26 protein-coding genes, 1 tRNA gene and 1 pseudogene are annotated in these 24739 nt (G+C 73.0%); 12 read left to right on the top strand and 16 right to left on the bottom strand.

Features of this window, described 5'->3' with window-relative positions; genetic code table 11:
- A pseudogene (locus tag IO39_RS53420) lies at nt 1–193 on the bottom strand (LacI family transcriptional regulator); the annotation flags it as partial.
- A gap of 99 nt (nt 194–292) precedes the next feature.
- Nucleotides 293–1273, bottom strand: coding sequence for a LacI family DNA-binding transcriptional regulator (locus IO39_RS38160; RefSeq protein ID WP_043634502.1), 981 nt, complete (start codon nt 1271–1273; stop codon nt 293–295).
- A gap of 228 nt (nt 1274–1501) precedes the next feature.
- Here IO39_RS38160 and IO39_RS38155 point away from each other — a divergent pair, with 228 nt between their 5' ends.
- Nucleotides 1502–4897: an alpha-L-arabinofuranosidase family protein gene (locus tag IO39_RS38155; protein WP_052423895.1), complete on the top strand. Its 3396-nt coding sequence runs from the start codon at nt 1502–1504 to the stop codon at nt 4895–4897.
- Nucleotides 4898–4948: 51 nt separating this feature from the next.
- On the opposite strand, the gene IO39_RS38150 is transcribed toward IO39_RS38155, so the two are convergent.
- On the bottom strand, nt 4949–5695 hold the full coding sequence (locus IO39_RS38150; RefSeq protein ID WP_043634466.1) for a metallophosphoesterase: 747 nt from the start codon (nt 5693–5695) through the stop codon (nt 4949–4951).
- Nucleotides 5696–5830: 135 nt separating this feature from the next.
- On the opposite strand from IO39_RS38150, the gene IO39_RS38145 reads away from it, so the two are divergent.
- Nucleotides 5831–6037, top strand: coding sequence for a DUF4236 domain-containing protein (locus IO39_RS38145; RefSeq protein WP_043634463.1), 207 nt, complete (start codon nt 5831–5833; stop codon nt 6035–6037).
- A 103-nt stretch (nt 6038–6140) separates the two neighbouring features.
- On the top strand, nt 6141–7640 hold the full coding sequence (locus IO39_RS38140) for a pyridoxal-dependent decarboxylase (protein WP_245642524.1): 1500 nt from the start codon (nt 6141–6143) through the stop codon (nt 7638–7640).
- Here IO39_RS38140 and IO39_RS38135 read toward each other — a convergent pair.
- Nucleotides 7615–8568, bottom strand: a complete 954-nt coding sequence (locus IO39_RS38135; RefSeq protein ID WP_043634458.1) for a helix-turn-helix transcriptional regulator — start codon at nt 8566–8568, stop codon at nt 7615–7617. The two genes, IO39_RS38140 and IO39_RS38135, sit on opposite strands and share 26 nt — an antisense overlap.
- Before the next feature lie 106 nt (nt 8569–8674).
- On the opposite strand from IO39_RS38135, the gene IO39_RS38130 reads away from it, so the two are divergent.
- A complete protein-coding gene (locus tag IO39_RS38130; protein ID WP_043634457.1) occupies nt 8675–9154 on the top strand; it encodes a P-loop nucleotide/nucleoside kinase family protein in 480 nt (159 codons plus the stop codon).
- A 6-nt stretch (nt 9155–9160) separates the two neighbouring features.
- Here IO39_RS38130 and IO39_RS38125 read toward each other — a convergent pair.
- From IO39_RS38125 to IO39_RS56300, 9 genes are all read right to left on the bottom strand, one after another.
- A tRNA-Ala gene (locus IO39_RS38125) sits at nt 9161–9233 on the bottom strand.
- 162 nt (nt 9234–9395) lie between these two features.
- On the bottom strand, nt 9396–9926 hold the full coding sequence (locus IO39_RS38120) for a Clp protease N-terminal domain-containing protein (protein WP_043634454.1): 531 nt from the start codon (nt 9924–9926) through the stop codon (nt 9396–9398).
- A 7-nt stretch (nt 9927–9933) separates the two neighbouring features.
- Entirely contained in the window at nt 9934–10149 is a 216-nt protein-coding gene (locus IO39_RS38115; RefSeq protein WP_043634498.1) for a hypothetical protein, read from the bottom strand.
- A gap of 32 nt (nt 10150–10181) precedes the next feature.
- Nucleotides 10182–11015, bottom strand: coding sequence for an alanyl-tRNA editing protein (locus tag IO39_RS38110; RefSeq protein WP_043634451.1), 834 nt, complete (start codon nt 11013–11015; stop codon nt 10182–10184).
- Nucleotides 11012–12247 carry a CynX/NimT family MFS transporter gene (locus IO39_RS38105; RefSeq protein WP_043634447.1) on the bottom strand — a complete coding sequence of 412 codons (1236 nt, stop codon included), beginning with the start codon at nt 12245–12247 and terminating at the stop codon, nt 11012–11014. Before IO39_RS38105 ends, IO39_RS38110 begins: the two co-directional genes overlap by 4 nt.
- A 354-nt stretch (nt 12248–12601) precedes the next feature.
- The gene (locus IO39_RS38100; RefSeq protein ID WP_043634446.1) at nt 12602–13252 is read right to left on the bottom strand and encodes an SRPBCC family protein; all 651 of its coding nucleotides are present in this window, start codon (nt 13250–13252) and stop codon (nt 12602–12604) included.
- Between the two features lie 31 nt (nt 13253–13283).
- The gene (locus IO39_RS38095; protein ID WP_043634445.1) at nt 13284–13664 is read right to left on the bottom strand and encodes a hypothetical protein; all 381 of its coding nucleotides are present in this window, start codon (nt 13662–13664) and stop codon (nt 13284–13286) included.
- A complete protein-coding gene (locus tag IO39_RS38090; RefSeq protein WP_043634444.1) occupies nt 13661–14023 on the bottom strand; it encodes a hypothetical protein in 363 nt (120 codons plus the stop codon). Before IO39_RS38090 ends, IO39_RS38095 begins: the two co-directional genes overlap by 4 nt.
- Before the next feature lie 69 nt (nt 14024–14092).
- A complete protein-coding gene (locus IO39_RS56300; protein WP_052423894.1) occupies nt 14093–14584 on the bottom strand; it encodes a TetR/AcrR family transcriptional regulator C-terminal domain-containing protein in 492 nt (163 codons plus the stop codon).
- Between the two features lies 1 nt (nt 14585).
- Between IO39_RS56300 and IO39_RS56295 the strand changes: the two genes are divergently transcribed.
- Both IO39_RS56295 and IO39_RS38075 read left to right on the top strand, forming a co-directional pair.
- Nucleotides 14586–15212 (top strand): MFS transporter, encoded by a 627-nt coding sequence (locus tag IO39_RS56295; protein ID WP_043634442.1) that lies wholly within the window; start codon nt 14586–14588, stop codon nt 15210–15212.
- Nucleotides 15182–15676 (top strand): 2-thiouracil desulfurase family protein, encoded by a 495-nt coding sequence (locus IO39_RS38075; RefSeq protein WP_043634440.1) that lies wholly within the window; start codon nt 15182–15184, stop codon nt 15674–15676. The genes IO39_RS56295 and IO39_RS38075 overlap by 31 nt, the downstream gene beginning before the upstream one ends.
- 31 nt (nt 15677–15707) lie before the next feature.
- On the opposite strand, the gene IO39_RS38070 is transcribed toward IO39_RS38075, so the two are convergent.
- From IO39_RS38070 to IO39_RS38060, 3 genes are read right to left on the bottom strand one after another with little or no spacing between them, the layout of a single operon-like run.
- Nucleotides 15708–16091 (bottom strand): hypothetical protein, encoded by a 384-nt coding sequence (locus IO39_RS38070; protein ID WP_043634437.1) that lies wholly within the window; start codon nt 16089–16091, stop codon nt 15708–15710.
- 41 nt (nt 16092–16132) lie between these two features.
- Nucleotides 16133–16729 (bottom strand): TetR/AcrR family transcriptional regulator, encoded by a 597-nt coding sequence (locus tag IO39_RS38065; protein WP_043634435.1) that lies wholly within the window; start codon nt 16727–16729, stop codon nt 16133–16135.
- Nucleotides 16729–17274 (bottom strand): hypothetical protein, encoded by a 546-nt coding sequence (locus IO39_RS38060; protein ID WP_157549526.1) that lies wholly within the window; start codon nt 17272–17274, stop codon nt 16729–16731. The genes IO39_RS38065 and IO39_RS38060 overlap by 1 nt, the downstream gene beginning before the upstream one ends.
- Before the next feature lie 27 nt (nt 17275–17301).
- On the opposite strand from IO39_RS38060, the gene IO39_RS38055 reads away from it, so the two are divergent.
- The 6 genes from IO39_RS38055 (at nt 17302) to nhaA (ending at nt 24727) form a co-directional block, all read left to right on the top strand.
- Nucleotides 17302–17979, top strand: coding sequence for a response regulator transcription factor (locus IO39_RS38055; protein ID WP_043634424.1), 678 nt, complete (start codon nt 17302–17304; stop codon nt 17977–17979).
- A 100-nt stretch (nt 17980–18079) separates the two neighbouring features.
- On the top strand, nt 18080–19357 hold the full coding sequence (locus tag IO39_RS38050) for a sensor histidine kinase (protein ID WP_084774189.1): 1278 nt from the start codon (nt 18080–18082) through the stop codon (nt 19355–19357).
- Between the two features lie 107 nt (nt 19358–19464).
- Entirely contained in the window at nt 19465–20526 is a 1062-nt protein-coding gene (locus IO39_RS59210; protein WP_052423897.1) for a lytic polysaccharide monooxygenase auxiliary activity family 9 protein, read from the top strand.
- Between the two features lie 158 nt (nt 20527–20684).
- A complete protein-coding gene (locus tag IO39_RS38040; RefSeq protein ID WP_043634421.1) occupies nt 20685–22055 on the top strand; it encodes a Dyp-type peroxidase in 1371 nt (456 codons plus the stop codon).
- Between the two features lie 130 nt (nt 22056–22185).
- Nucleotides 22186–22866, top strand: coding sequence for a GAP family protein (locus IO39_RS38035; RefSeq protein ID WP_043634418.1), 681 nt, complete (start codon nt 22186–22188; stop codon nt 22864–22866).
- Between the two features lie 64 nt (nt 22867–22930).
- Complete coding sequence (gene nhaA, locus IO39_RS38030) at nt 22931–24727, top strand: Na+/H+ antiporter NhaA (RefSeq protein ID WP_043634415.1); 1797 nt, start codon at nt 22931–22933, stop codon at nt 24725–24727.
- The last annotated feature ends 12 nt before the right edge of the window (nt 24728–24739 follow it).

The following is a 24739-nucleotide window of genomic DNA, read 5'->3' as shown; positions in this document are numbered from 1 at the left end:
CCGAGTCCTGCACCGACTTGGTGTTCGCCGTGCGCCAGCCGCTCTCCGCGCCCACCTGGGAGAATCCCATGGTGATCGCGTCGCCCGAACCGCCGCCGCTGCTCGCACTCGTCTCTCCGCCGCCGCTTCCGCAGCTCGCCACCGTCATCGCGGTGAGCCCGGCGAGGACCAGCGCCGAGATCCTCTTCAACACGTGGGGGGTTCCCTTCTGATGTGAGCGCTAACAGCCCGAATGGGCGCCAGCGCGTCCTGCCTTCCTGTGCGGCCCCGGGCCCCCGCCCCGGACGGGCCTTCAGACCCTGGCCGTGCTGAGCCTGGGCACGAACGTCGGCGGCACCACGAGCCTTTCCCGCTCCTCGGTGCCGCCTTCGAGCAACCGGACGAGCACCTCGATGCTGTGCCTGCCCACCGCGTCGAAGTCCTGCCTGATGGTCGTGAGCGGCGGCGAGAAGAACTCCGACTCGGGAATGTCGTCGAAACCGACCACACTCACCCGCTCGGGCACCCTCACCCCCTGCTCGGTGAACGCCCGCAGCACGCCCAGCGCCATCTGGTCGTTGGCGACGAAGACCGCGGTGACGTTCTTCATGCTCGCCAGGCTGCGCCCCGCCTCGTATCCCGAGCGCGGGCTCCAGTCCCCGGCGAGCGGACGCGGGACCTCGCGGCCCGCCCGCTCCAGCGCGGCCCGCCAGCCGGCCACGCGCCCTTCGGCCTCCAGCCAGTCGGAGGGCCCTCTGACGTGCCAGACCGTCTCGTGGCCCAGGGACAGCAGGTGCTCGGTGGCGAGCCTGCCGCCGGTGAACTGGTCCACGCAGACCACGGGCACCTCCCCGGCCTCGCCGCCCTCGACCGCGACCGTGGGCACGCCCAGCGGCAGGTCGGCCAGGGCCTGGGCGGCCGAGCGCTGCGGGGCCACCACCACGATGCCGTCCACGCCCTGGTCGGCCAGGTAGTCGAGGGCATCGCGCACGCCGGCCCGGTCGATGGACTTGAGGCTGACGATGCTGACGAAGTAGCCGGCCGCCCTGGCCGCCTGCTCGATGCCGTAGACGGTGCTGGCCGGGCCGTACAGCGTGGTGTCGAAGCTGACCACTCCGAGCGTTCTGGAGTGTCTGGTCACCAGCGCGCGGGCGACGAGGTTGCGGCGGTAGCCGAGCTTGTCGATCGCTTCCAGCACCCGCGTACGGGTCTCGCTGCGCACGTTCGGATGGTCGTTGAGCACGCGGGAGACCGTCTGATGCGACACGCCCGCCTCCTTGGCCACGTCGGCCATGACCGGTAGGCGGCGCCCCAGGGTGGATCCCACAGCCGTGCTCCTTTCCTGGCTTGGGGATGACTGTGAACGTTAACAACCGGTCTCGTCAAGGCCCCGCCGCATTACGGTCGGGTTACACGGCGAACCCTTGACGCCACACCCGACCGGTACTTACGGTGACGCGGATCGCAGTTGTTAACGCTCACTTCTTTGTTAACGCTAACAACCCTGAGGAGCCCCCCACTCATGTCGCGCATCGCCTTATCCGCCCTGCTCCTGGCGGGCGCGCTGGTGACGCCACAGCCCGCCACCGCCCTGGCGGACCCCATTCCCGAGGGCGCCGTCGTGGACCAGTTCGACGGCACCACGCTCGGCGAGGACTGGACGGTGCTGTCACCGGACGACACCCGCTGGAACCTGTCCGGCGGGTCGCTGCACCTGGACACCCTGACCGGCGACACCCACCAGAGCAGCAACAACGCTAGGAACCTCTTCCTCGTGGACGTCCCCGACGGCGACTTCGAGGTGGTCACCAAGCTCACCGCCCCGGTCTCGCTGGACTATCAGAGCGCGGGCCTGCTGGCCTGGCAGGACTGGGACAACTACGTCCGGGCCGGCCTGGCCCACGTCGGGTCCGCCGGCGGGCCGGTGATCGAGACGGCCACCGAGGTCGGCGCGGCCTTCAGCTCGGCCTTCGCGGCCCGGCCCGGCTCCACCGCCGAGATCATCAAGCTGGCCAGGACGGGCGACGCGTTCACCTCCTCCTACTGGGACGGCTCGGGCTGGGTGCAGGCGTCCAGGACCACCGCCGCGATCAAGGTCGGGCAGGTCGGGCTGTTCGGCCTGTCGGCGCAGAACGGCACGTCCATGCGGGCCGGCTTCGACTACCTGGCGGTCAAGGCGTCCGAGGGGGCGGCCGTGGTGCCCGAGGGGCCGTTCACGCTGCGCGCCGCGGCGCTGCCGTACCTGTCGGCCGGGCGCTCGGGGACCGTGCGGGCCTCGGCGAAGGCGCCCATGACCGGGCTGGTCCTGACGGCCGCGGCCGGCGGCGACGGGGTCACGCTCAAGGACACCGGGTCGGGGAGGTTCCTGCGGGCCGGCACGCCCGTCCGGCTGGCCGCCGAGGGCTCGGTCTTCCAGATCAAGGACGCCGGCGGCGGCAAGGTCACCGTCTCGTCCGGCGGCCGGGGCCTGGCCGTCGAGGACGGGAAGCTGACCATGGGGGCGCGGGCGGCCAAGTTCCGGATCGAGGGCTACACCTCGGGCAAGCTGACCGTGGACACCAGGGCGGCGGGCACCAAGGTCAGCCCCGACCTCTACGGCGTCTTCTACGAGGACATCAACCACGCCGCCGACGGCGGGCTCTACGCCGAGCTGGTGCAGAACCGCTCGTTCGAGTTCAACGCCACCGACGAGCCCTCCTACACGGGCCTGACCGCCTGGAGCGAGGCCGAGCGCGGCGCCACCGTCACCCCCGTGGTGACCGGCGAGGACCCGCTGAACACCAACAACCGCAACTACCTGCGCCTCGACGTGACGGGCACGGGCACGGCGGGGGTGGCCAACGCCGGCTTCAACCGGGGCGTGCCGCTCGTCAAGGGCGAGCGCTACGACTTCTCGGTGTGGGCCAGGCGCGCGGAGGCCGGGCCGCTGACGGTCACCGTCGAGGACGGCGCCACCGTGCTCGGCAAGGTCACGCTGCGGGTCAAGGCCGGCGGCTGGGCGAAGTACCGGGCCTCGTTCACCTCCTCCGGCACCACCGACGCCGGCCGCCTCGTCGTGCAGGCGCCCGCCGGGCGGACCGACCTGGACATGGTCTCGCTGTTCCCCCGGAACACCTTCAAGGGGCACGGCATGCGCGCTGACCTGGCCGAGATGATCGCCGACCTGAAGCCCCGGTTCCTGCGCTTCCCCGGCGGCTGCGTCACCAACGTCGGCACCTACGACCCGTACGCGGAGACCGGCGACCGGCGCCGCATCTACCAGTGGAAGGAGACGATCGGCCCGGTCGAGGAGCGGCCGGCGAACTTCAACTTCTGGGGCTACAACCAGAGCTACGGCATCGGGTACTACGAGTACTTCCAGTTCGCCGAGGACATCGGGGCCAAGGCGCTGCCGGTGCTGTCGGTGGGCGTGAACGGCTGCGGCGAGAACCGGCCGCTGACCGACGAGGCCAAGCTGGCCCGGTGGGTGCAGGACACGCTCGACCTGATCGAGTTCGCCAACGGCCCGGCCACCTCCACCTGGGGCAGGAAGCGCGCGGAGATGGGGCACCCCAAGCCGTTCGGGCTGGAGTACATCGGGCTCGGGAACGAGGAGATCTACGAGGAGTTCTTCACGAACTATCCGAAGTTCGCCGACGCGATCAGGGCGAAGCACCCCGAGATCAAGATCATCAGCAACTCGGGGCAGACCTCGCAGGGCGCCTGGTTCGACCGGATGTGGCAGTTCGCCCGCGACCAGAAGGCCGACCTGGTCGACGAGCACTACTACAACAACCCCGACTGGTTCCTGGCCAACAACCACCGCTACGACACCTATGACCGCGAGGGTCCGAAGGTGTTCGTGGGCGAGTACGCCTCCAGGGGCAACACGTTCTACAACGCGCTGGCGGAGGCGTCGTACCTGACCGGGATCGAGCGCAACTCCGACGTGGTGGAGCTGGCGTCGTACGCGCCGCTGCTGGCCAACGTGGACTACGTGGACTGGGCGCCGGACCTGATCTGGTTCGACAACGACCAGGCGTACGGGTCGCCGAGCTACCACGTGCAACGCCTGTTCTCCACCAACGTCGGCGAGCGGGTGGTGCCCAGCGCGTTCGAGGGCGAGGCCAGGCCCGTCGAGGACATCAAGGGCGCGGTCGGGCTGGGCGCGTGGAACACCGCGGTCCGCTACGACGACGTCAAGGTCACCGCGGCCGACGGGACCGTGCTGCTGGCGGACGACTTCTCCGCCGGGGCCGGCAGGTGGACGCCCGGCGCGGGCACCTGGGCCGCGCAGGACGGCGCGTACGCGCAGACGGCGCAGGTCGAGGACGCCCGGTCCACGGCCGGCTCGGCCGACTGGTCGAACTACACGATGGAGGTGACCGCGCGCAAGACGGCGGGCGCGGAGGGTTTCCTGGTGATGTTCGGGGTCCGTGACACCGGCAGCTTCTACTGGTGGAACGTCGGCGGCTGGAACAACACCCAGTCCGCCGTGGAGAAGGCCGTCAACGGCGGCAAGTCCTCGATCGCCACCTCCGCCACCACGGTCGAGACCGGCCGCGACTACCGGCTGAAGGTGCGGGTGGACGGGCGCCGGATCACGACCTGGCTGGACGGGCGGCAGATCAACGACTTCGTCGACGACTCGCGGGTGGAGCCGCTCTACCAGGTGGTCTCCCGGGACGGGAAGTCGGTGACGCTCAAGGTCGTCAACGCGCAGGACACCGCCGTGCGCGGCGCGGTGGACCTCGGTCCGGCGCGCTTCCGGCCGACGGCCACGGTGACCACGCTCACCGGCGCGCCGTCGGACGTGAACTCGATCTCCGAGCCGGACCGGATCGCGCCGGAGCGGCGGCGGGTGAACGGCTTCTCCTCGGCCTTCACCTACGACTTCCCCGCGTACTCGGTGACGTTCATCGAGCTGACCGAGCGGTGACCGCGAGGGGGCGGGACCTCTCGCGGTCCCGTCCCCTCCTGGGGTCCGCTCTTACGGGACCACGCGGTAGTGGGTGGTCACGCGCCCCTCGTCGTCGAGCACGTGGAAGGCGATCACCGGCGGCAGGTCGTACTCGACGCAGGTGTCGAAGCTCGTGCCGCCCTCCCACGGGAGCGTGATCGTGGACACCACGCCCCCGCCGGCCAGCAGCGGCCGGCCCGCGAACGTGGTCGCCGCGGCCACGTGGGCATGGCCGACCAGCACGGCGGGCACGTTGGCGCGCCCGGCGAGCAGCGCTTCGAGCCGGTCGGGCGCGCGCAGCCTGATCCCGTCCACCGGCGGGGCGTGCAGCGTCACCGGCGGGTGGTGGAAGGCCACGAAGACCGGCAGGTCCGCGCCGTCCAGCACCCCCTCCAGCCAGTCGAGGGTCTCGTCGGCCAGGTGGCCCGAGGGCCGGCCGGGGATCGAGGAGTCGCACATGGCGTAGATCGCGGCGTCGGTGCGCAGGACCTGGTTGACCGGGCCGTCGCCGGGCTCGGCGCCCAGCAGGACGCGGCGGAACTCCGCCCTGACGTCGTGGTTGCCGGGGCCGGCCAGGACGGGGTGGCGCGAGCTGAGCAGCTTGCCGGCCGCCTCGTACTCCTCGGCCAGCCCGTGGTCGGCGATGTCACCGGTGACCAGCACCGCGTCGAGGTCGCCGGGCAGCGCGTCGAGGTAGCGCATGACGGCGGCGGCGCGGGGGACGCTCTCGGGCGTCGCGCCGATGTGGATGTCGCTCAGGTGAGCGATCACGATCATGTCCGCGGTCCTTCCTGTCGGGGCCCTGTCGCCCACGGCCCGGCCTGCACCGGGGCCCTGTCGCCCCACCGGCCGGGAACCCGGCCTTCGTCCCGCTCGTTGTCGTGTGTGAGCGCACGATGGCGGAGGAGGGACATGGGCTGGCACTACCGCAAGTCAATCAAACTGGGGCCGTTCCGGATCAACCTGTCGCGGCACGGCGTCGGCCACAGCTACGGCAATCGGCGCTTCCACATCTCCACCACGCCCGACGGCCGCCGCCACGTCTCCGTGCACCTTCCCGGCGGGTTCCACCTCGGCAAGACCTTCGGCGGCAAGCGTCACCGCCGCTACCACTACTGACCTTACTGCGGCCGTCCGGCCGCTTGAGATAGGACGGGCCCGGGGCGCGAGCCCCCGGCCCGTCCCCTTTTCGTGGCCCGGCCGCCGCGCGCACAGTGGTCGGATGAGCCCTCACATGACCCCGGAGGAGTTCCGCCACCACGGCAAGCAGGTCGTCGACTGGATCGCGGACTACCTCGCCGGCATCGAGTCCCGCCCCGTGGTGTCCCCGGTGCGGCCCGGTGAGATCCGCGGCGCGCTGCCCGCGCACCCGCCCGAGCGGGGAGAGCCGTTCGAGAGCGTGCTGGCCGACCTGGAACGTGTGCTGCTGCCCGGCATCACGCACTGGCAGCATCCGGGCTTCTTCGGCTACTTCCCCTCCAACTCCAGCGGCCCGGCCATCCTGGGCGACCTGCTCTCCAGCGGGCTGGGCGTGCAGGGCATGCTCTGGGTCACCAGCCCGGCCTGCACCGAGCTGGAGACGGTGGTGCTCGACTGGCTGGCCGAGCTGCTCGGCCTGCCGGACCGCTTCCGCACCGACGCGGCGGGCGGCGGCGTCATCCAGGACTCCGCGTCGAGCGCGTGCCTGGTCGCGCTGCTGGCCGCGCTGCACCGGGCGGGCGGCGGGCGGGTCGCGGCCGAGGGCGTCGATCGGCGCTACACGCTCTACGTGACCTCCCAGACCCACTCGTCCCTGGAGAAGGCCGCGCGGATCGCGGGGCTGGGGGCGGCGGCCGTACGGGTGGTGGACGTCGATCCGCGCACCCTGGCCATGGACCCCGGCCACCTCCGTGCCCTGCTGGCCGGGGACGAGGCGGCGGGCGCGGCGCCGGCGATGGTGTGCGCCACCGTGGGCACCACCTCCACCACGGCCGTGGACCCGGTGGCCGCCATCGGGGCGGTGTGCCGGGAACGCGGGGTCTGGCTGCACGTGGACGCCGCCTATGCCGGGGTCGCGGCGGTCTGCCCGGAGTTCCGGTGGCTGAACGACGGCGTGGCGGAGTACGCGGACTCGTACGCGACGAACCCGCACAAGTGGCTGCTGACCACCTTCGACTGCGGCGTGCTCTGGACGGCCGACCGCGCCCCGCTGCTCGGCGCGCTGTCGATCCTGCCCGAATACCTCAGGAACGCCGCCACCGACTCCGGCTCCGTCGTGGACTACCGGGACTGGCAGGTGCCGCTGGGCCGGCGGTTCAGGGCGCTGAAGTTGTGGTCGGTGATCCGCTGGTACGGGGCCGAGGGGCTGCGCGCGCACATCCGCAAGGGCGTCGCGCTGGCCGGGGAGCTGGCGCGGTGGATCACCGCCGACCCCGGGTTCGAGCTGCACGAGCCGCGCCCCCTGGGCCTGGTGTGCGTGCGCCCGCTGTGGCCGGGACTCACCGAGGAGGAGGCGGACGAGGCCACGCTCCGGCTGATGGAGCTGCTCAACGCCAGCGGCACGATGTGCCTGACCCACACCAGGATCGCCGGCCGGGTGACGCTGCGCATCGCCATCGGCGCCCCGGCGACCGAACGGCGGCACGTCGCGCAGGCGTGGGCGCGCCTCCGCCGGGAGCACGCCGCCCTGCGCGCGGCACTCGCCGGCCGCCCGCGCGTCAGGAAGGGGCGCGGTAGCGGGTGACGAGTTCGGCGCCGATCCTGGCCAGCTCGGCCCTGACCTCTTCCGGCTCCTCGACCTCGACCCGCGCGCCCCACCCGGCGAGCTGCTCGGCGATCGTCACCGCCATCGGCGCGGCCACCCGCACCCTGACCCGCCCGTCCTCCGTCTCCCCCAGGGTCTGGCAGTGCCGCCCGAAGTGGTCGCGCAGGACGGGCAGGAACCGGGCGGCGATGAGCACGGTCGCCGAGACGGTCGAGCGCCGCCGCTCCATCTCCGTCACCACCTGCTCCCAGGCCCGCGCCAGCTTGAAGTCCCCCGGCCGCTCGAACTCCTCCTCCGTCACCACGGCCGCGACGATCCGGTCCACCCGGAATGTGCGCTGCCCGCGCTCGGTGCCTGCCAGGAGGTACCAGACGTCGTCCTTGTCCACCAGCCCCCACGGGTCGACCAGGCGTTCGGTGCGCCCGCGGTCGCGGCGGCCCTCGTACGCGAGCCGGACCCGGCGCCGCCGCACGGTGGCGTGCTGGAGGACCCGCACCAGCTCCGGCCGTTCCTTCTCCGGCTCGCCCCAGCGGGCCGGGTCCACCACGACCGCGCTTGCGGCGGCCTCCGCCTCGGCCCTGAACGTCTCGGGCAGCGCCCGCATCAGCTTGCGCAGCGCGGACCTGACCTCGGGGGCGGCGGGCGCGGCCGGCCCGGCGAGCAGGAAGAGCGCCTGGGCCTCGTGCGCGGTGAGCCCGGTGAGGTCGGTACGCGCCCCGCCCAGCAACTGCCAGCCCCCGCCCCGCCCCGGCTGGGGGTAGACGGGCAGGCCGGCGGCGGACAGGGCTTCGAGGTCGCGGCGCGCGGTGGCCACGGAGACCTCCAGCCGTTCGGCCAGCTCCGCCGCGGTCACCCGGCCGCGCGCCTGCATGAGCAGCAGCGCGGCCACCAGTCGCTCGGCACGCATGCCCCCATCATCCCTCGCAAACCGCTCACCTCCTGAGCACTTTGCCCCCGCCCCCGGGCACCATGGAACGATCGGACAACCAAACGAGACGACGGGCGGGGCGGGCATGGTGACACGGCGGGCGGGGCGGCTCGTGCTGCTCTGCGGGCTGCCGGGCTCGGGGAAGACCACGCTGGCCAGGCGGCTGGCCGCCGAGCTCCCGGCCGTGCGGCTGTGCCCCGACGAGTGGCTGACGGCGCTGGGCCTGGACGTGTGGGACGACCGGGCCCGCGACCTGCTGGAGCGGCAGCTCTGGCGGCATGCCCAGGACCTGTTGCGGCTCGGGCAGACGGTCGTCCTGGAGTACGGCTTCTGGGCCAGGCAGGAGCGGGAGGCGCTGCGCCTGGCCGCGCGGGCGCTCGGCGCGGCGGTCGAGCTGCGTTACCTCACGGCCCCCTTCGAGGAGTTGTGCCGCCGTCTGGAACGCCGGGGCACGACCGGCTCGCCGGGGACCGTGCCGGTCACCCGCGAGCTGCTCGAACGCTGGACGCCTCTCTTCGAGGCGCCCGATGAGGAGGAACTGGCGCTTTATGACGCGCCGCTGTGAACGGGGTGGAGCTATGGGGATTCGAACCCCAGACCTCCTCCATGCCATGGAGGCGCGCTACCAACTGCGCCATAGCCCCTTGCGATCAACAAGTGTAACGGACTTCCGGACCCCTCGCGCCACGCCGGCGACGGCCGTGAACCGCCCCGGGCCACGGCCGGACGGCCCCGGCCATGCGCCTGGTGACCCGAGGGGTGATCCGGCCCGGATGGCTCAGGAGGTGCGGTTCGGCCCGGATGGCTCAGGCGGCGCGGCGGGCCGGGATGCCGGCCTCGTCGACCAGCCGGCGCACGTTCACCCCGGAATCCCGCAGGATCCGGGCTGCGCCGTTCTTGCCGTCGGCCAGCAGGCCCCACAGCAGCCGCTCCCCCGTGACGGGCCCCGGCTTCCACATCGCCACCTCGATCACCTTCCTGGCGTGCATGGCCAGCGGGATCTCCCCCAGCGGCCCGTACAGCGTCACGCGCAGGGGGCGCACGCGGGAGCGGCGCAGCGTCCACGCGCCGGGGTCGTCCGCGAGCGTCGCGGTGCGGCGGCGCACCTCGTCGAGGTCGATGCCCAGCGTGGCCAGCAGCGCGCGGGGGTCGGGCACGCCCACGCGCTCGCGCACGTCGGCCGCGGAGGCGGTGAACGACGCCAGCGCGAACGGCCGCACCTCCGCCACCCCCAGCAGCATCAGCCCGGCGTCGAGCGCGGGCCGCCCGGCGTCGAGCGCGTGGATCCCCGCCCTGACCACCGCCCGGCGGGCTTCCTCTGTGAACCTGGCGAACATCACCCGTCTACCTCCCCGTCCTGCGCGCGTGCTTGCGGTGTGCCGACTGCCGCCTGACCCCGAGGGCGTCGGCGATCTGCTCCCATGACCAGCCCTGGGCGCGGGCGGTGGACACGTGAACCGCCTCCAGCTCTTCGAGCAGGGCTCTGAGCGCGGCCACGGCCCGCAGCCCCACCCCCGGGTCACGATCGACGGCCGCCTCGGCCAGCTTGGTGACTTCCATGTCGTCAGCATGCGCTGACAAGCACCCGCTTGTCAACACATGCTGACGGTCGTCCGCATCGTCAGGGTCTGCTCCTCCGGCGACAGTGTCAGCGCGACCTCGACCCGGCCCAGCTCCGCCGTGCCCCGCACGTGCGTGCCGCCGCACGGGATCGACGCCTCGCCCTCGGGCAGCGAGCAGTGCCACGTACGGCGGGCGGTCAGCCCGGCGTCCGGCGCCACCACCCGGACCGGGGCATCGGCGGCCACCCACGCCGCCAGCCGCTCGTTCACCTCCCGGGCGGCCTTCTCCGGGTCCAGGCCCTCGGCGGAGAAGCCCTTCTTGCGCAGCGACTTGCCCAGGCGGTAGACGTCCTGGCTGGCGTGCGGGGCGATGCGCGAGGAGGTGATCGCGCTCTGGTCGAAGTCGGGGTGGCCGAGCGCGTCGGTCCTGGCCTCCTTGCGCCAGTGACCGGCCAGGGCGGCATTGAGCGCGAAGGCCGCCAGGTGGCAGGCGGTGTGGCCGGCCGAGAGCGCCGCCCGGAAGTCCGCGTCGGCCTCCAGGTCCACCTCCGCCCCCACCGGCAGCGGCGCCTCGGTCACGTGCACGACCAGCCACGCCCACTCCTCGGCGCCGCGCCGGACCGGGATGTCCGCCCCGACGAACACCTCGCCGGCCTTCGACCGGGCCCCTGTGACGCAGTCGACGACCGGCAGCCCGCCGATCGTGCCGCGGTCCGCGGGCTGGTCGGGCCAGGTGTGGTCAAGGGGGTGGAACGGCGTCTCGGCGACGACGAGGCCGTGCCGGTCCCCCACCGGCACGGCCTCGACGATCGCGGAGCGGCCCCTGGTCAGGCCGCCGGGAAAGGTGACGAGGGTGGAATTCATCCGGCCATTCTGGCAGCCGTCTCCCGCTCGTCCTCCAGGTAACGGTTGCGGCCGGCGTACAGGCCGGTGACGAGCTGCGCGACGAGCACCACGAAGATCAGCGTGTACGGCAGCGCCCACCCGCCGGTCGTCTCCCGCAACACGCCCACCAGCAGCGGGCCCGCGCCGGCGATGAGATAGCCGACGCTCTGGCCGAACGCCGACAGCGCGGCCGTGGCCCCCGGCGTACGGGTGCGCAGCGCCAGCATCATCAGCGCCAGCGGGAACGAGCCCATCCCCAGGGCCACGAACACCACCCAGACCATCGCCGTGGAGATCGGCGCGAACCACAGCCCGAGGAAGCCGACCACGTAGAACGCGACCAGCGCGACCACGGTGGGCCGCTGGTCCCGGAAGCGTGAGGCGACCATCGGCACGGCGATCGAGACGGGGATGTTCAGCGCGGTGAAGACGCCGAGGATCAGCCCGGCCTCCGAGGTGCTGTAGCCGCCGTCGGTGAGGATCGTGGCGAGCCAGCCGAACATGATGTAGGCGATCATCGACTGCGTGCCGAAGTAGATCGCGATCATCCAGGCCAGCCGGCTGCGCACCAGCCGCCCGATGCCCGCCTCCCGGCCGCCCGTGTCCCGCTCCGGCTCACTGCGCAGCAGCGCAAGCCACGGAATGGCGGCGACGGCGGCCAGGGCCGCCCACACGCCGAGCGCGATGTGCCAGTCCCCCGAGGCGCGCTCGATCGGCACGGTCGCGGCGGCGGCCAGCATGGTGCCCGCCGCCAGGGCCGTGGTGTAGACGGTGGTCATGATCCCGGTGCGGGCCGGGAAGTGGCGCTTGATCAGCGTCGGGATGAGCACGTTGCCGACGGCGCCGCCGGACAGCGCGACCGCGCTGCTCAGCAGGAACACCGGGGCCGAGCCGACCATGGACCTGACCAGCAGGCCCACGCCCAGCGTGACGAGGGCGAGCAGCAGCAGGCGGTGCTCGCCGACGCGCCGCGACAGCGTCGGGGTGATCGCTCCCACGCTGGCGAAGGCCAGCACGGGCAGGGTGGTCAGCAGTCCCGTGCCGACGCTCGACATGCCGAGGGCGGCGGCGAGCTGGTCGAGCAGGGGGCCGACGCTTGTGACGCCGGTGCGCAGGTTGAGTGCGGCGAGGACGATTCCCAGCACGAGCAGCCAGGCCAGCGGCGCGGTTCTGTTACGGGACTCGCGGGACTCTTGGGCGAGCACGCTCATGACAGGGGTTGTCCTCCACTCATCAAATCATGGGACGAATGCCACCTTAACAGGACCGAAATGGACTTTTATTCCTGGCGCCTACGAAGACATGACAAAACCCCCGGGCATGGGCACCGGGGGTCTTGTGGCAGCTCAGAGCGCGGGGCGCGGACCGGCCTGGGGCCTTGGACACCGGCCGCGATCACCGAGAGGAGCTCTGAGCGCCGCGCTACGGCGGTCCTCCGAGAGTCCTACGAGGGTCCTTCGAGAGTCCTTCGAGGTCCTTCGAGGTCCTTCGAGGTCCTTCGAGGTCCTTCGAGGTCCTTCGAGGTCCTTCGAGGTCCTTCGAGGTCCTTCGAGGTCCTTCGGGGGTCAGAGCACGGGGCGGGGGCCCTGCGGCGGCTCGTGGCCCGGGGGGACCGGTCCGGGGGGCGGCAGGGTGCCGCCGGGCGGCGCGCCGGGCGGGTATTCGCCGCGGCCGACGGTGCCGGGCGGCTCGTCGCCGCCGCCGATCGTGCCGGGCGGCACGGGCCGGGTGGTGTCGCCGTACGTGGAGCCGTGCTCGTGCGGGCCGGGCACGTCGCCGCGCCAGCCGCCGGTCTCACCGCCGTCGCGCGACTCGATGAAGGTCTTGAAGCGTTTGACGTCGCCGATCACGCGCATCCGCACGAGTTGCAGCCAGTCGGCCGCGGTCTCGAGGAAGCCCTCGGGGTCGTACTCCATCTGGAGCGTGACCCTGGTCGTGGCGTCGTCGAGCCGGTGGAAGGTCACCACGCCGGCCTGGTGCGGCTTGTCCACGCTGCGCCAGGCGATGCGCTCGTCGGGGTGCTGCTCGGTGATCTCGGCCTCGAACTCGCGCCTGACCCCGGCGATCTCCGCCACCCACGCCGTACGCGTGTCGCTGAGCTGCTTGACCGACTCCACTCCCTCCATGAACTCGGGGAAGCTCTCGAACTGCGTCCATTGGTTGTATACCGCCCTGATGGGGGCCCTGACGTCTTCGGAATGTTCGATCGTGCTCATGGGGTGTGCCACTGCCCCCGCGGACCGGGGCCTAACGCCTGCGCCACAGCCAGTAGAGGCCCACCAGCGGCAGCACGAGGGGGATGAACAGGTAGCCCCTGCCGTACGCCGACCACACGGTCTCGTCGGGGAAGGCGGCGGCGTCGAGGAGGCTGAGCGTGCCGATGATCAGCACGCCGGCCAGCTCGATGCCGAGCGCCACCAGCGCCAGGCGGCGCGCGCCGCGCCAGAGCGCGACCGTGAGCAGGATGTAGACCAGCGCCGCGAACGCCGACAACGCGTAGGCCAGCGGCGCCTCGGCGAACCTGGTGGCGATCTGCACGCCCGCCCGCGCCCCCGCCGCCAGGGAGAACAGCCCGTAGAGCGCGATCAGCGCGCGCCCCGGGCCGGAGCCGATGGAGGTGGCGGTCACGCCACGCCCTGCCAGATCTGCAGCAGCCTGGCCGTCATCACCGCGATCGCGAACCCGGCCAGGGCCAGGATCCCCGACCCCCACCTGCTCCGCTCGGCCAGCGCCAGGAACACGCCGGCGGGCGGGATCAGCGCCTCGCCCCCGACGTAGCCGAACAGCGTCACCTTGTCGTCGGGCCCCGCGCCGCCGGCCACCGCGGCGATCACGAAGCCCGCCTGGACCAGCACGGCCACTTCGAGCAGGGCGAAGCCGACCAGGAGCACCATGCCCATCGGCTTGTCGCGGAAGGCGTTGATCAGGCTCATCAGCATCAGCAGCACGGCGCCGGAGATGACGATCGTGGAGACGACGGTGTTCATCGGGGCCAAGGCTACCGCCCGGATGCCTCGCCCCCGATTCCGGAGGAACGGCTGGCAGGGCGCGGGCGGTCAGGGGTTGCGCAGGTGGGCCTCGATGCCGTCGAGGACCCAGGTGAGCCCGCGCTCGAAGTTGTCGTCCGCGCCCGGCACGCCCTGCTCCAGGATCGGCGCCAGCCGCGGGAACTCCCCGCCGTCGATGAGCTCCCTGAGGTACGGCTCCGCCGGCGCGGCCCGCTCCTCCTCGGTGACCCCCTCCCGCCCGGGCGCGCCCCGCTCCGTCGCCTCCCTGACCACGAACCCGGTCACGTAGTCGTTGACGGCCGCCAGGAACCGCCAGGCGGTCAGCCGATCGACCCCGAGCCCGTCGAAGGCCGCCAGCTTCTGCTCCACGTGCCGCAGGCCGTTGGGCCCGACGGCCACCCGCTGCCCGATCAGATCGACCCGCCAGGGGTGACGCCGCACCAGCTCGCGCTCGCGCCGGGCGAGCAGCAGCAGCGCCTCCCGCCAGTCATCGGGCAGCGGCCCCTCGGCCAGCGTCTCGGCGGCGATCTCCGGCTTCACCGTGCTCGTGCCGCTCCACAGCCAGCTCGCCCGGGGCGGCGGCGCGCTCGACGCGGGGCTGCTGCTGGCGCCGATGGGGATCCGCGCGGCCATCACGATGCCGCTGGCGGGCCGCCTGACCGACAGCAGGGGGCCGCGCGGCGTCGGGGCGGCGGGGGTGCTGCTGGCGGTGGCGGCCATCGCGGCGTACGTGCTGCTCGGGGAGGGCCCGGCGCGGCTGTCCGAGGCGGCGTCCGGGGCGGCACCCGGGGCGGCACCCGGGGCAGTGTCCGAGGCGGCGTCCGGGGCGGCGTCCGGGGCGGCGTCCGTCCCGTTGTTCGGGGTGATGTTCGTGCTGGGGCTCGGGCACGGGCTGGTGGCCACGTCGGTGGGGGCGGCGGCGTACCGGACGCTGGAGCGCGCGGCCCTCCCGGCGGCGACCACGCTGAGCACGATCGCGGTACGCCTCGCGGCGCCGTTCGGGGTCGCGGTCCCGGCCGTGCTGCTGCAGGCGTTCACCGCGGCGGGGGTGGCGCGGCCGTTCACGTACGCGTTCTGGGCGGTGCTCGGGCCGGCCGCGGTCTCGCTGGCGCCCATCGCGCTCATAGGATCGAAGACGTGGAGAAGATCCTCGTCAGCGCCTGTCTGATGGGCCGCAAGGTGCGCTACGACGGCGGCGCGAAGACCAGCTCGGCCGCCTGGCTCGCCGGGTGGCGGGAGGAGGGGCGGCTGGTGCCGTTCTGCCCCGAGGTGGCGGGCGGGCTGCCCGTCCCCAGGCCCGCCGCCGAGATCGAGGGCGGGGCGGGCGGGGCGGCCGTCCTGTCCGGGGAGGCCCGCGTGCTGGCGACCGACGGGTCCGACGTGACGGCCGAGTTCCTGGCGGGCGCGGAAGGGGCGCTCGCGGTGGCCCGCGCGCACGGGATCAGGATGGCGGTGCTGAAGGAGGGCAGCCCCTCGTGCGGCGCGCTGGCCATCTACGACGGCAGCTTCCGGGGGCGGCGCGTCCCCGGCCGGGGCGTCACGACGGCGCTGCTGGAGCGCAACGGCATCCGCGTCTTCACCGAGGACCACCTCCCCGAGGCGGCCGACTACCTGCGCACCCTGGAGTCGTGACGCCGGCCGCCTCCTGTCCGCAGGATCTCCGCTACCTGCGCACCCTGGAGACGTAGAAGGCGCCGCTCAGGCCGGCGGCCAGGGCGACCGCCATCGTGCCGTGATACCAGGTGAGCAGCGGCGTCTCCTCGGCGCCGTCGCCGAAGGCCAGCGCCAGGATGCCCAGCAGCACGCCGCCCAGCGCCGCCGCGTGGCCGTAGACGAGCCCGTCCCACGCCCACGCCCGGCCGGCCAGCGCGCCGTACGCCCCCGCGAGCACGGCCGAGGCGCACAACGTCTCGGCGATCGCGGCCGGCACGATCACCGGCTGGCTCACCGGCCCGAGCGCGATCCCGGCGTGCAGCAGCCCGAACACGAGGAAGACCAGCGCGTAGAGCAGCGACAGCCCGCCCAGGGCCCTGCGAAGTGCGTCCATGCCGCCACGCTGCCACCACGCGGCGGCGGCGCGAATCGTCCCTAGGGAGTCGCCCGCGCTACGTCCGGCGACGTAGGCAGCATCCTGCGTACCAGGCGAATCACCTCGTCGATCGTCACCTCGGCGTCCCGCTCGGACTCGCACGCCGCCACCTCCCGCCCCGCCTCGCCCATCATCGTCGTCAGCAGCACCACGAGCACCTGGCTCTCGCGCGAGTCGTCCAGGCCGAGCAGGCGCTTGTTGCCGCCGATCCAGTCCCAGCCGCGCTGCCTGCGCAGGGTGGTGAACTCGGCGGGCCCGTCGTTCTCCAGGAACAGCCGGGCCACCTCGCGCTGTTCCCACGAGCCCTCCAGGTACGCCCGGGCCCCGGCCAGGAAGCGCTCCGCGGTGCCCGCCGTGGCCTTGGCGGCCCTGGACGTGCGCTCCTCCTGGCCGCGCATGAACTGCTCCCACAACGCCAGGAACAGGCCGGGCTTGCCGCCGAAGTGGTGGTACAGGCTGCCGACGCTGATCCCGGACGCGTCCACGATGTCGGCGACCGTGGCGTCGCCGTACCCCTTGGCCAGGAAGACGTCGCGGGCGGCGCGCAGCAGCGTGTCGCGGGTGCCGCTCGACCTGCTCCAGCCCCTGCTCCTCATCAGTACTCCCAGGTGTCGGTGCGCTGCTCGTGGCCGATGCAGAACACGCCCGTGCCGTGCCCGTCCCTGGCCAGGTCCACCCGGATCCAGCCGTCGGCGCGGGCCACCTTGGCGGTGTAGCCGCCGGCCGGGGTGGCGGAGACCAGCCGGCAGCTCCGGCCGCCGAGGGAGAACACCACCTCGCCGCCCGTCACGCTGATGACCTTGAGCGCGCCCCCGGACGCCGCCGCGCGCGCGGGCCGCGGGGACGGGGCGGAGGTCTTCGACGGCACGGAACGCGAGGGCTGCGGGGTCTTCCTGAACGAGGTCGCGGGGGGAGGGGAAGGTTCCGGCGAGGTGGCGCCCCGCGGCGCAGGGGTGGCGGGGACCGGCGCGGCGGGCCCGGCCCGCTCGTCCGCCGCGGCCGTCTGCGCGAGGAACGGCCCGACGTTCACGTCGTCCACGAACTCGTTGCGCAGCACGCCGCGTACGCCGAACCACGAGACCGACACGGCGACCGCGGTGGCTCCGCACCAGATCGCCGCGTATTTCAGGGCTCGACGCATGACAGGCATTATGTACGGTGGGGCCCCATGGCGACGGTTCTCGTAGTCGAAGACGACGAATTCGTCAGGTCGGCGATCATCCACGAGCTGGGCCTGCGGGAGCACGCCGTCCGCAGCGCGGGCTGCGCCCTCGACGCGCTCAGGGAGATCTCCCAGTCCCCTCCCGACGCCGTCATCCTCGACCTCGGGCTGCCCGACCTCGACGGCTCCGAGGCGCTGCGCATGGTGCGCGGCATCTCCGACGTGCCGGTCATCGTGGCCACCGCCCGCGACGACGAGGCCGAGATCGTCCGGCTGCTGCGCGCCGGCGCCGACGACTACCTGGTCAAGCCCTTCTCCGGCGACCATCTCAGCGCCCGGCTGGACGCCGTGCTGCGCCGGGCCAGGTCCGCGCCCGCGCCGCGCACGTTACGGGTGGGCGGCCTGGTCGTGGAGGTGGACCGGCGCGAGGCCGCGCTCGACGGCGCGCCGCTCGCGCTGACCAGGCGCGAGTTCGACCTGCTCGCCTACCTCGCCGCCCGCGCCGACCGGGTCGTCACCCGCAGGGAGCTGCTGTCGGAGGTCTGGCGGCTGGCCTACGGCGACGACCAGACGATCGACGTGCACCTGTCGTGGTTGCGCCGCAAGCTCGGCGAGAGCGCCTCCCGGCCCCGCTACCTGCACACCGTGCGCGGCGTGGGCTTCATGCTGTCGGCCCCCCGATGACCGGCCCCCCGATGACCGGCTCTCCGATGACCGGCCCTCCGATGACCCGCCCCACGACGACCGGCTCTCCGATGGCCGGCGAATCGCGAAGAGGGCCGCGATGAGGCGGACGCTGGCGGTGCTGATGGTCGCCGTCACCTCGATGGTCGCGCTCGCCTTCCTGGTGCCGCTCGCGCTGATCGTCAAGGAGACCGCGCAGAGCAGGGCGGTGGCGAACGCCGAGCGGCAGGCGTCGGCGCTGGTGCCGGTGCTGGCGCTGACGACCGGGAGCGACGACCTGGGGCACGCGATGGCGCGTACGGAGGCGGGCCGGCGCGGCCTGCTGGCCGTCCACGTCGAGGGCGGCGCGACCGTGGGCACGTCCCGCGCGCCGGCCGCCGAGGTGTCCGGGGCCGCGGCGCAGACCAGGGCGGGCACGGTGCCGCTGGACGGCGGGTACGCGCTGCTGCGCCCCGTGGCGCTGGACGGCGGCCGGAGCGCGGTGGTCGAGGTGTTCGTGCCCGCCGACGACCTCAACCGGGGCGTGTTCGCCTCCTGGGCGGTGCTGACCGGGGTGGCCGTGGTGCTCGTGATCGGCTCGGTGCTGGTCGGCGACCGCCTCGGGGCCAGGATCGTACGCGCCGCGCGCCGCCTCGGCACGGCCGCCACGGCGCTCGGCTCCGGCGACCTGAGCGAGCGCATCCACCCCGACGGCCCGCCGGAGCTCCAGGCGGCGGCGACCGCGTTCAACTCCATGGCCAGCCGGGTCACCCACCTCCTGGCGGCCGAGCGGGAGCTGGCGGCCGACCTGTCGCACCGCCTGCGCACGCCGCTGACCGCGCTGCGGCTCAGCCTGGACCAGCTCGGCCCGCAGGCGGAGTCCAGCAGGCAGGCCCTGGCCCGCCTGGAGGGCGAGATCACGACGATCATCTCGGCGGCCCGGCGGCCGTCGCGGGCGGCCAGGTCGTGCGACGCCGCCGAGGTGCTGCGCGAGCGGCTGGCGTTCTGGTCGGCGCTGGCCGAGGACCAGGGGCGGCCGTGGGAGCTGATCGGGGCCGAGCTGCCGGTGCGGGCGCCCGTGCCGGCCGGGGAGCTGACGGCGGTGGTGGACGCGCTGCTCGGGAACGTGTTCCGGCACACGGCCGAGGGGACGGCGTTCGGCGTCACGCTGCACGAGGGCAGGGACGTGGTCGGCATCCTGGTGGCCGACGCGGGGCCGGGCATCCCGGACCCGGAGGCGGCGCTGGAGCGGGGGGCCAGCGGGAGCGGGTCCACCGGGCTGGGGCTGGACATCGCGCGGCGGCTGGCCGAGTCGACGGGCGGCTCGCTGCGGCTGGACCGCTCGTCCCTGGGCGGGGCCCAGGTGCAGGTCTGGCTCCGTACCGACGGCGACACCTGAACCGTCTGGCGGCTCCGGACGGGAGCGGCTGAAGAGCTGCGTAAGGCAGCCTTAAAGGACACTTAAGCCGACTATTTCGGCATTTCAGGTGCTCCAAGGTGGTCAGCATGCAGATCAACCGCAAGGCGCTCGTCGCCACCACCCTGGCCGCCCCCACGCTGCTCGCGCTCGCCGTCGCCCCCGGCACCGCCTCCGCGCACGGCACGATGAGCAACCCGCCCAGCCGCCTGATGGTCTGCTACAGCGAAGGGCCGGAGAGCCCGAAGTCGGCCGCGTGCAAGCAGGCCGTCGCGATGGGCGGCACGCAGCCCCTGTACGACTGGAACGAGGTCAACGTCGCCGACGCCGCGGGCCGGCACCGCGAGATCATCCCCGACGGGGAGCTGTGCAGCGCCGGCCGGGACAAGTACCGCGGCTTCGACCAGGCCCGCGCCGACTGGCCGGCGACGACCATGACGAGCGGCGCCTCCCACACCTTCAGGTTCCGCGCGACCGCGCCGCACAAGGGCGCCTTCGAGCTGTACCTCACCAAGGACGGCTACGACCCCGCCAGGCCGCTGAAGTGGTCGGACCTGGAGGCCAGGCCGTTCCACAGCGTGCAGAACCCGGTCGTGGCCGACGGCTACTACACGATGACGGCCAAGCTCCCGTCCCGGCAGGGCCGTCACCTGATCTACGCGATCTGGCAGCGCAGCGACAGCCCGGAGGCGTTCTACTCCTGCTCGGACGTGGTCTTCGGGCAGAGCAACCCCTCCCCCGCGCCGACGCCGACCGGCAAGCCCACCGCGACGCCCAAGCCCACTCCCACGCCCGCCCCCACCGGCACGGGCACGGCGACGCCGGGGCCGACCGGCACGGGGACGCCGAAGCCCACGGCCACCGCCACCCGCCCGCCCGGCGGCGGCGGCTCCCTGGCCGCGGTCAACGCGGGCGTCGGCGTCTCTCCCGCCACCGTCGCCGTGGGCGCGCGGGTGAAGGTGACGGCCGTCTGCGGCGGCTCCCAGGTGCGCGACGTCACCTCGTACGCCTTCGCCACGCCCCGCAACGCGCCCGGCGTGCCCACGGTCGCCTGGGCGCCGGCCCTGAAGGCGGCCAAGGCCGGCACGCACGCCGTGACCGTGCGCTGCAAGGACGGCGGCGTCGCGCGCACCGCGCTCACCGTGAACTGATCGGGAAATCAGGCGTGTCCCTTCGGGGAAACTTTCCCGCCCCCTCGGCAGTCCTACTGAAGGGGCGCGTCGCAAGACGGGGGATTCGCGACAAGGCGATTCATCCTGGGCGCGCAAGGGGGCCCGATTTCCGACGGAAACGGGGAAGGGACACGGCAATGCCTGTCGACCTGCACAACGAACGACCCTTGGCCTGGGACTCGGCCACGCTCGACGCGGACACCAAGGCGATGCTCGACAATCTCCAGCCGAACATCCTGCGGGCGCACGTCCGTGAGCACCTGTCGGTGCTGTTCGTCCGGTTCAACGACGCGGCCGAGGGCCGGGCGTTCCTGCGCCGCGTCGCGACCACGAAGATGAAGTCGGCCCGCCGGCACCTGGAGGAGGTGCGCGACTTCGCCACCGGCCGCCGCCGCGGCACCCCGTACGTCGGGATCGGCATCAGCAAGGCCGGCTACCGCGACCTCGGCCACTCGGTCGAGGACGTGCGCAAGTTCGGCGACGCGGCCTTCCGCGACGGCATGAAGCGGCGGACCGGGTTCGTCAACGACCCGCCCGTGGAGGAGTGGGAGCGCGTCTATCAGCGGGAGATCCACGCCGTCATCCTGATCGGCGACGCCGAGCCGGGCCCGGTGGCCCGGCTGCGCGAGGAGATCCTCGGCGACCTGCCCGCGAGCGCCCGGCTGCTGGGCGAGGAGCGGGGGCAGGGCATGCGCAACCCCGCGGGCGACGGCATCGAGCACTTCGGATACGTCGACGGCCGCAGCCAGCCGCTGTTCGTCAAGGACGAGGTGGACAAGGAGCCGAAGCGGCACTGGGACCCGGCGTTCCCGCTGAGCAACATCCTGGTGCCCGACCCGTTCGCGCCCGACCCCGGCCGCCACCACGGCAGCTACCTGGTGTTCAGGAAGCTGGAGCAGAACGTGCGGGCGTTCAAGGAGATCGAGCGCGACCTGGCCGACAGCCTGGGCCTGGAGGGGGCCGACCGCGACCGGGCGGGCGCCATGCTCGTCGGTCGCTTCAAGGACGGCACCCCCTTGACGCTCAAGCCGAAGGCGACCGGCGGGCCGGTGGTCAACGACTTCAGCTTCGACGGCGACGACGGCTCCAAGTGCCCCTTCTCGGGGCACGTCAGGAAGACCAACCCGCGCTCGTTCGGACGTGAGGTGATCATGGCCAGGCGGGGGCAGACCTACGGCGAGCGCACCGACGAGCCGTGGGACGACTCCCCGCCCGGCGACCGGCCCAGCGGGGAGGTCGGGCTGCTGTTCATGGCGTTCAACAGCAGCCTGCCGGGCCAGTTCGAGTTCACCCAGCAGTCCTGGGCGAACAACGAGGACTTCGAGGTCGAGGCGACCGGCCACGACCCGGTCATCGGGCAGGGCGAGCGCGGCCTCAAGGTGACCTTCCCGAAGGTCTGGGGCCGGCCCGAGCAGTCCGAGCCGCACGCCCAGGTCGCGCAGACCGTCACGATGATGGGCGGCGAATACTTCTTCGCCCCGTCCCTGGCCTACCTGCGCAACCTGTAGCACACCCCCGTCGGCCCGGCCGGTGAGCCGCACCACCGGCCGGGCCGGCCCGGGGTGAGCAGAAGGATGTACACCGGGTTCAGCCCGGCGAAGGAGGCGGCCGCCCGCCCGCCGCCGGGATGATTCCCTCATGACGATCGCGCTCCTGCTCACCCTCGCGGCCCTGGCGCTGGTCGACAGCACCAGCTTCGGGACCTTCGGCATCCCCGTCTACCTGCTGCTGGCCCTGGACCGTTCGCGGGGAGCCCGGCTGGGGATCTACCTGCTCACCGTGGCCGTCTTCTACTTCCTGGTCGGGGTGGCGCTGATGCTGGGGCTGTCGGCGGCGATGGAGGCGCTGGGAGACACGCTGCACAGCCGGCCCGCCCACATCGCGCAGCTCGTCCTGGGCGTGGGACTGTTCCTGCTGAGCTGGCGGTTCGACCCGAAGTGGCGGGCCAAGCGGGGGCTGCCGCAGCGCACGTTCGAGCCGCGGGTCGGCGGGCCGGGGACGATGATGCTGCTGGGGCTGACCGCCGGGGTCCTGGAGGTGGCCACGATGGTGCCCTACCTGGCCGCGATCGGCATCATGACGACCAGCGGGCTGGCGGTGGCGCAGTGGCTGCCGGTGCTGGGGGCGTACGTGCTGGTGATGTTCGTGCCGGTGCTGGTGCTCATCGGGGTGCGCGCGGTGGCGGGCAAGTGGCTGGAGCCGAAGCTGGAGCGGCTGCGCGGCTGGCTGGCCAGGCACTCGTCGTCGATGCTGAGCTGGGGGATCGCGATCGTCGGGTTCCTGCTGGCCAGGGACGCGGCGGTGCGCCTGTTCCTGTGACCCCCGCCCCGGGGGCGACGATCAGGGAGCCTCGTAATATCGGATCTCCGGGGGGAGATCTCAGATGTTGCGGACGTTCCTGAGGACCGAGGCGGGCAGCACCAGCGTGCTGCTGGCCGCCACGGCGGCGGCCCTGCTGTGGGCCAACTCGCCCTGGGGCGACACCTACGAGGCGTTCTGGCACACGCCGATGGGGATCTCCTTCGGGGACGCCCAGTTCTCGCTGGACCTGCGCCACTGGGTCAACGACGGGCTCATGACCGTCTTCTTCTTCCTCATCGGGCTCGAGATCTCCTACGAGGTGCGGCTCGGGCAGCTCAGGGACCGGCGGCTGATCGCGGTGCCGGCGGTGGCGGCGTTCGGCGGCATGCTGGTGCCGGCCGGGGTCTACCTGCTGCTCAACTGGGGCGGGCCGGGGGCCGGCGGGTGGGGAGTGCCGATCGCCACCGACACGGCCTTCGTGCTGGGCCTGCTCGCCGTGGTGGGGGCGCGCTGCCCCGATCCGCTGCGGGCGTTCCTGCTGACGCTGGCCATCGTGGACGACGTGCTCGCGATCATGATCATCGCGCTCTTCTACACCGCCAGCCTGTCCGTGCCCGCCCTGCTCAGCGCCCTGCTGCTGCTGGCGGCCATCGTGACGTTGCGGTGGCTGAAGATCTGGCGGGCGCCGGCGTACATCGTGCTGGGGTTCGCGTTGTGGGTGGCCACGCTGGAGAGCGGCATCCACCCGACGCTGGTCGGCATCGCGCTCGGGGCGCTCGTCTTCGTGTACGCGCCCACCGACCACAAGCTGCTGCTGGCCGGGGAGGCCGTACAGGAGTTCACCAGCGAGCCCAGCGCGCAGGCCGCCAGGGAGGCGGCGCGGCGCGTGCAGCGGGCCGTCTCGGTGAACGAGCGGCTGCAACTGCGGCTGCACCCGTGGAGCAGCTACGTGATCGTGCCCGTCTTCGCCCTGGCCAACGCCGGGGTGCGCCTCGACGGCGAGACGCTGCGGGCCGCCCTCACCTCGCCCGTCGCCATCGGCGTGGCGCTGGGGCTGCTGCTGGGCAAGGTCGCGGGCATCGCGCTGGGCACCTGGCTGCCGCTGCGGTTCGGCTGGGGCGTCCTGCCGGGCAACCTGGTGTGGGGGCAGCTGCTGGGCGGGGCGGCCGTGTCGGGGATCGGGTTCACGGTGGCGCTGTTCATCGTGGAGCTGGCCTTCGAGGACCCGGCGGTGCGCGACCAGGCGAAGATCGGCATCCTGGCGGGCTCCCTGCTGTCCGCCGCGCTGGGCTGGCTGATCTTCCGGCTGGCGTGGGACCGGGGCGGGGTGTGCGCGCCGCCCGAGGCCGAGCCCGACGAGGAGCTGCCCACCACCCTGGCCGTGCCGGTCGGGCCGGGTGACCACGTGCGCGGCCCGGCCGACGCGCGGATCACGATCGTCGAATACGGCGACTTCGAGTGCCCCTACTGCGGCCGGCTCCACCCGATCCTGGAGGAGGTCCGGCGCAAGAACCCCGACGTGCGGCTGGTCTTCCGGCACTTCCCGCTGCGCTCCCTGCACCCGCGCGCGACGGCCGCCGCCACCGTCGCCGAGGCCGCCGCCGACCGGGGCAGGTTCTGGGAGATGCACGACATCCTCTACGACAACCAGCGCTTCCTGACCGACGCCGACCTGGAGCACTACGCCGCCGAGCTGGACGTCACCCCCTGGGCCGACGTCTCGCGCCACGTCGCCAGGATCGCGGTGGACGAGGAGTCCGGCCGCGACAGCGGCGTGCGCGGCACCCCCACCCTCTTCCTGAACGGCGTGCGGTACGAAGGCGGCCACGATCTCGACTCCATCACCCGCGCGGTGGAAGAAGCCCGCGAGTCCGCGTAGCGTCGTCGCAGT

The sequence above is a fragment of the Nonomuraea candida genome, from assembly GCF_000725485.1.
Taxonomy (GTDB): domain Bacteria; phylum Actinomycetota; class Actinomycetes; order Streptosporangiales; family Streptosporangiaceae; genus Nonomuraea; species Nonomuraea candida.
Note: the sequence above shows the minus strand (reverse complement) of the source record. Positions and strands in the feature narration are given on the sequence as shown.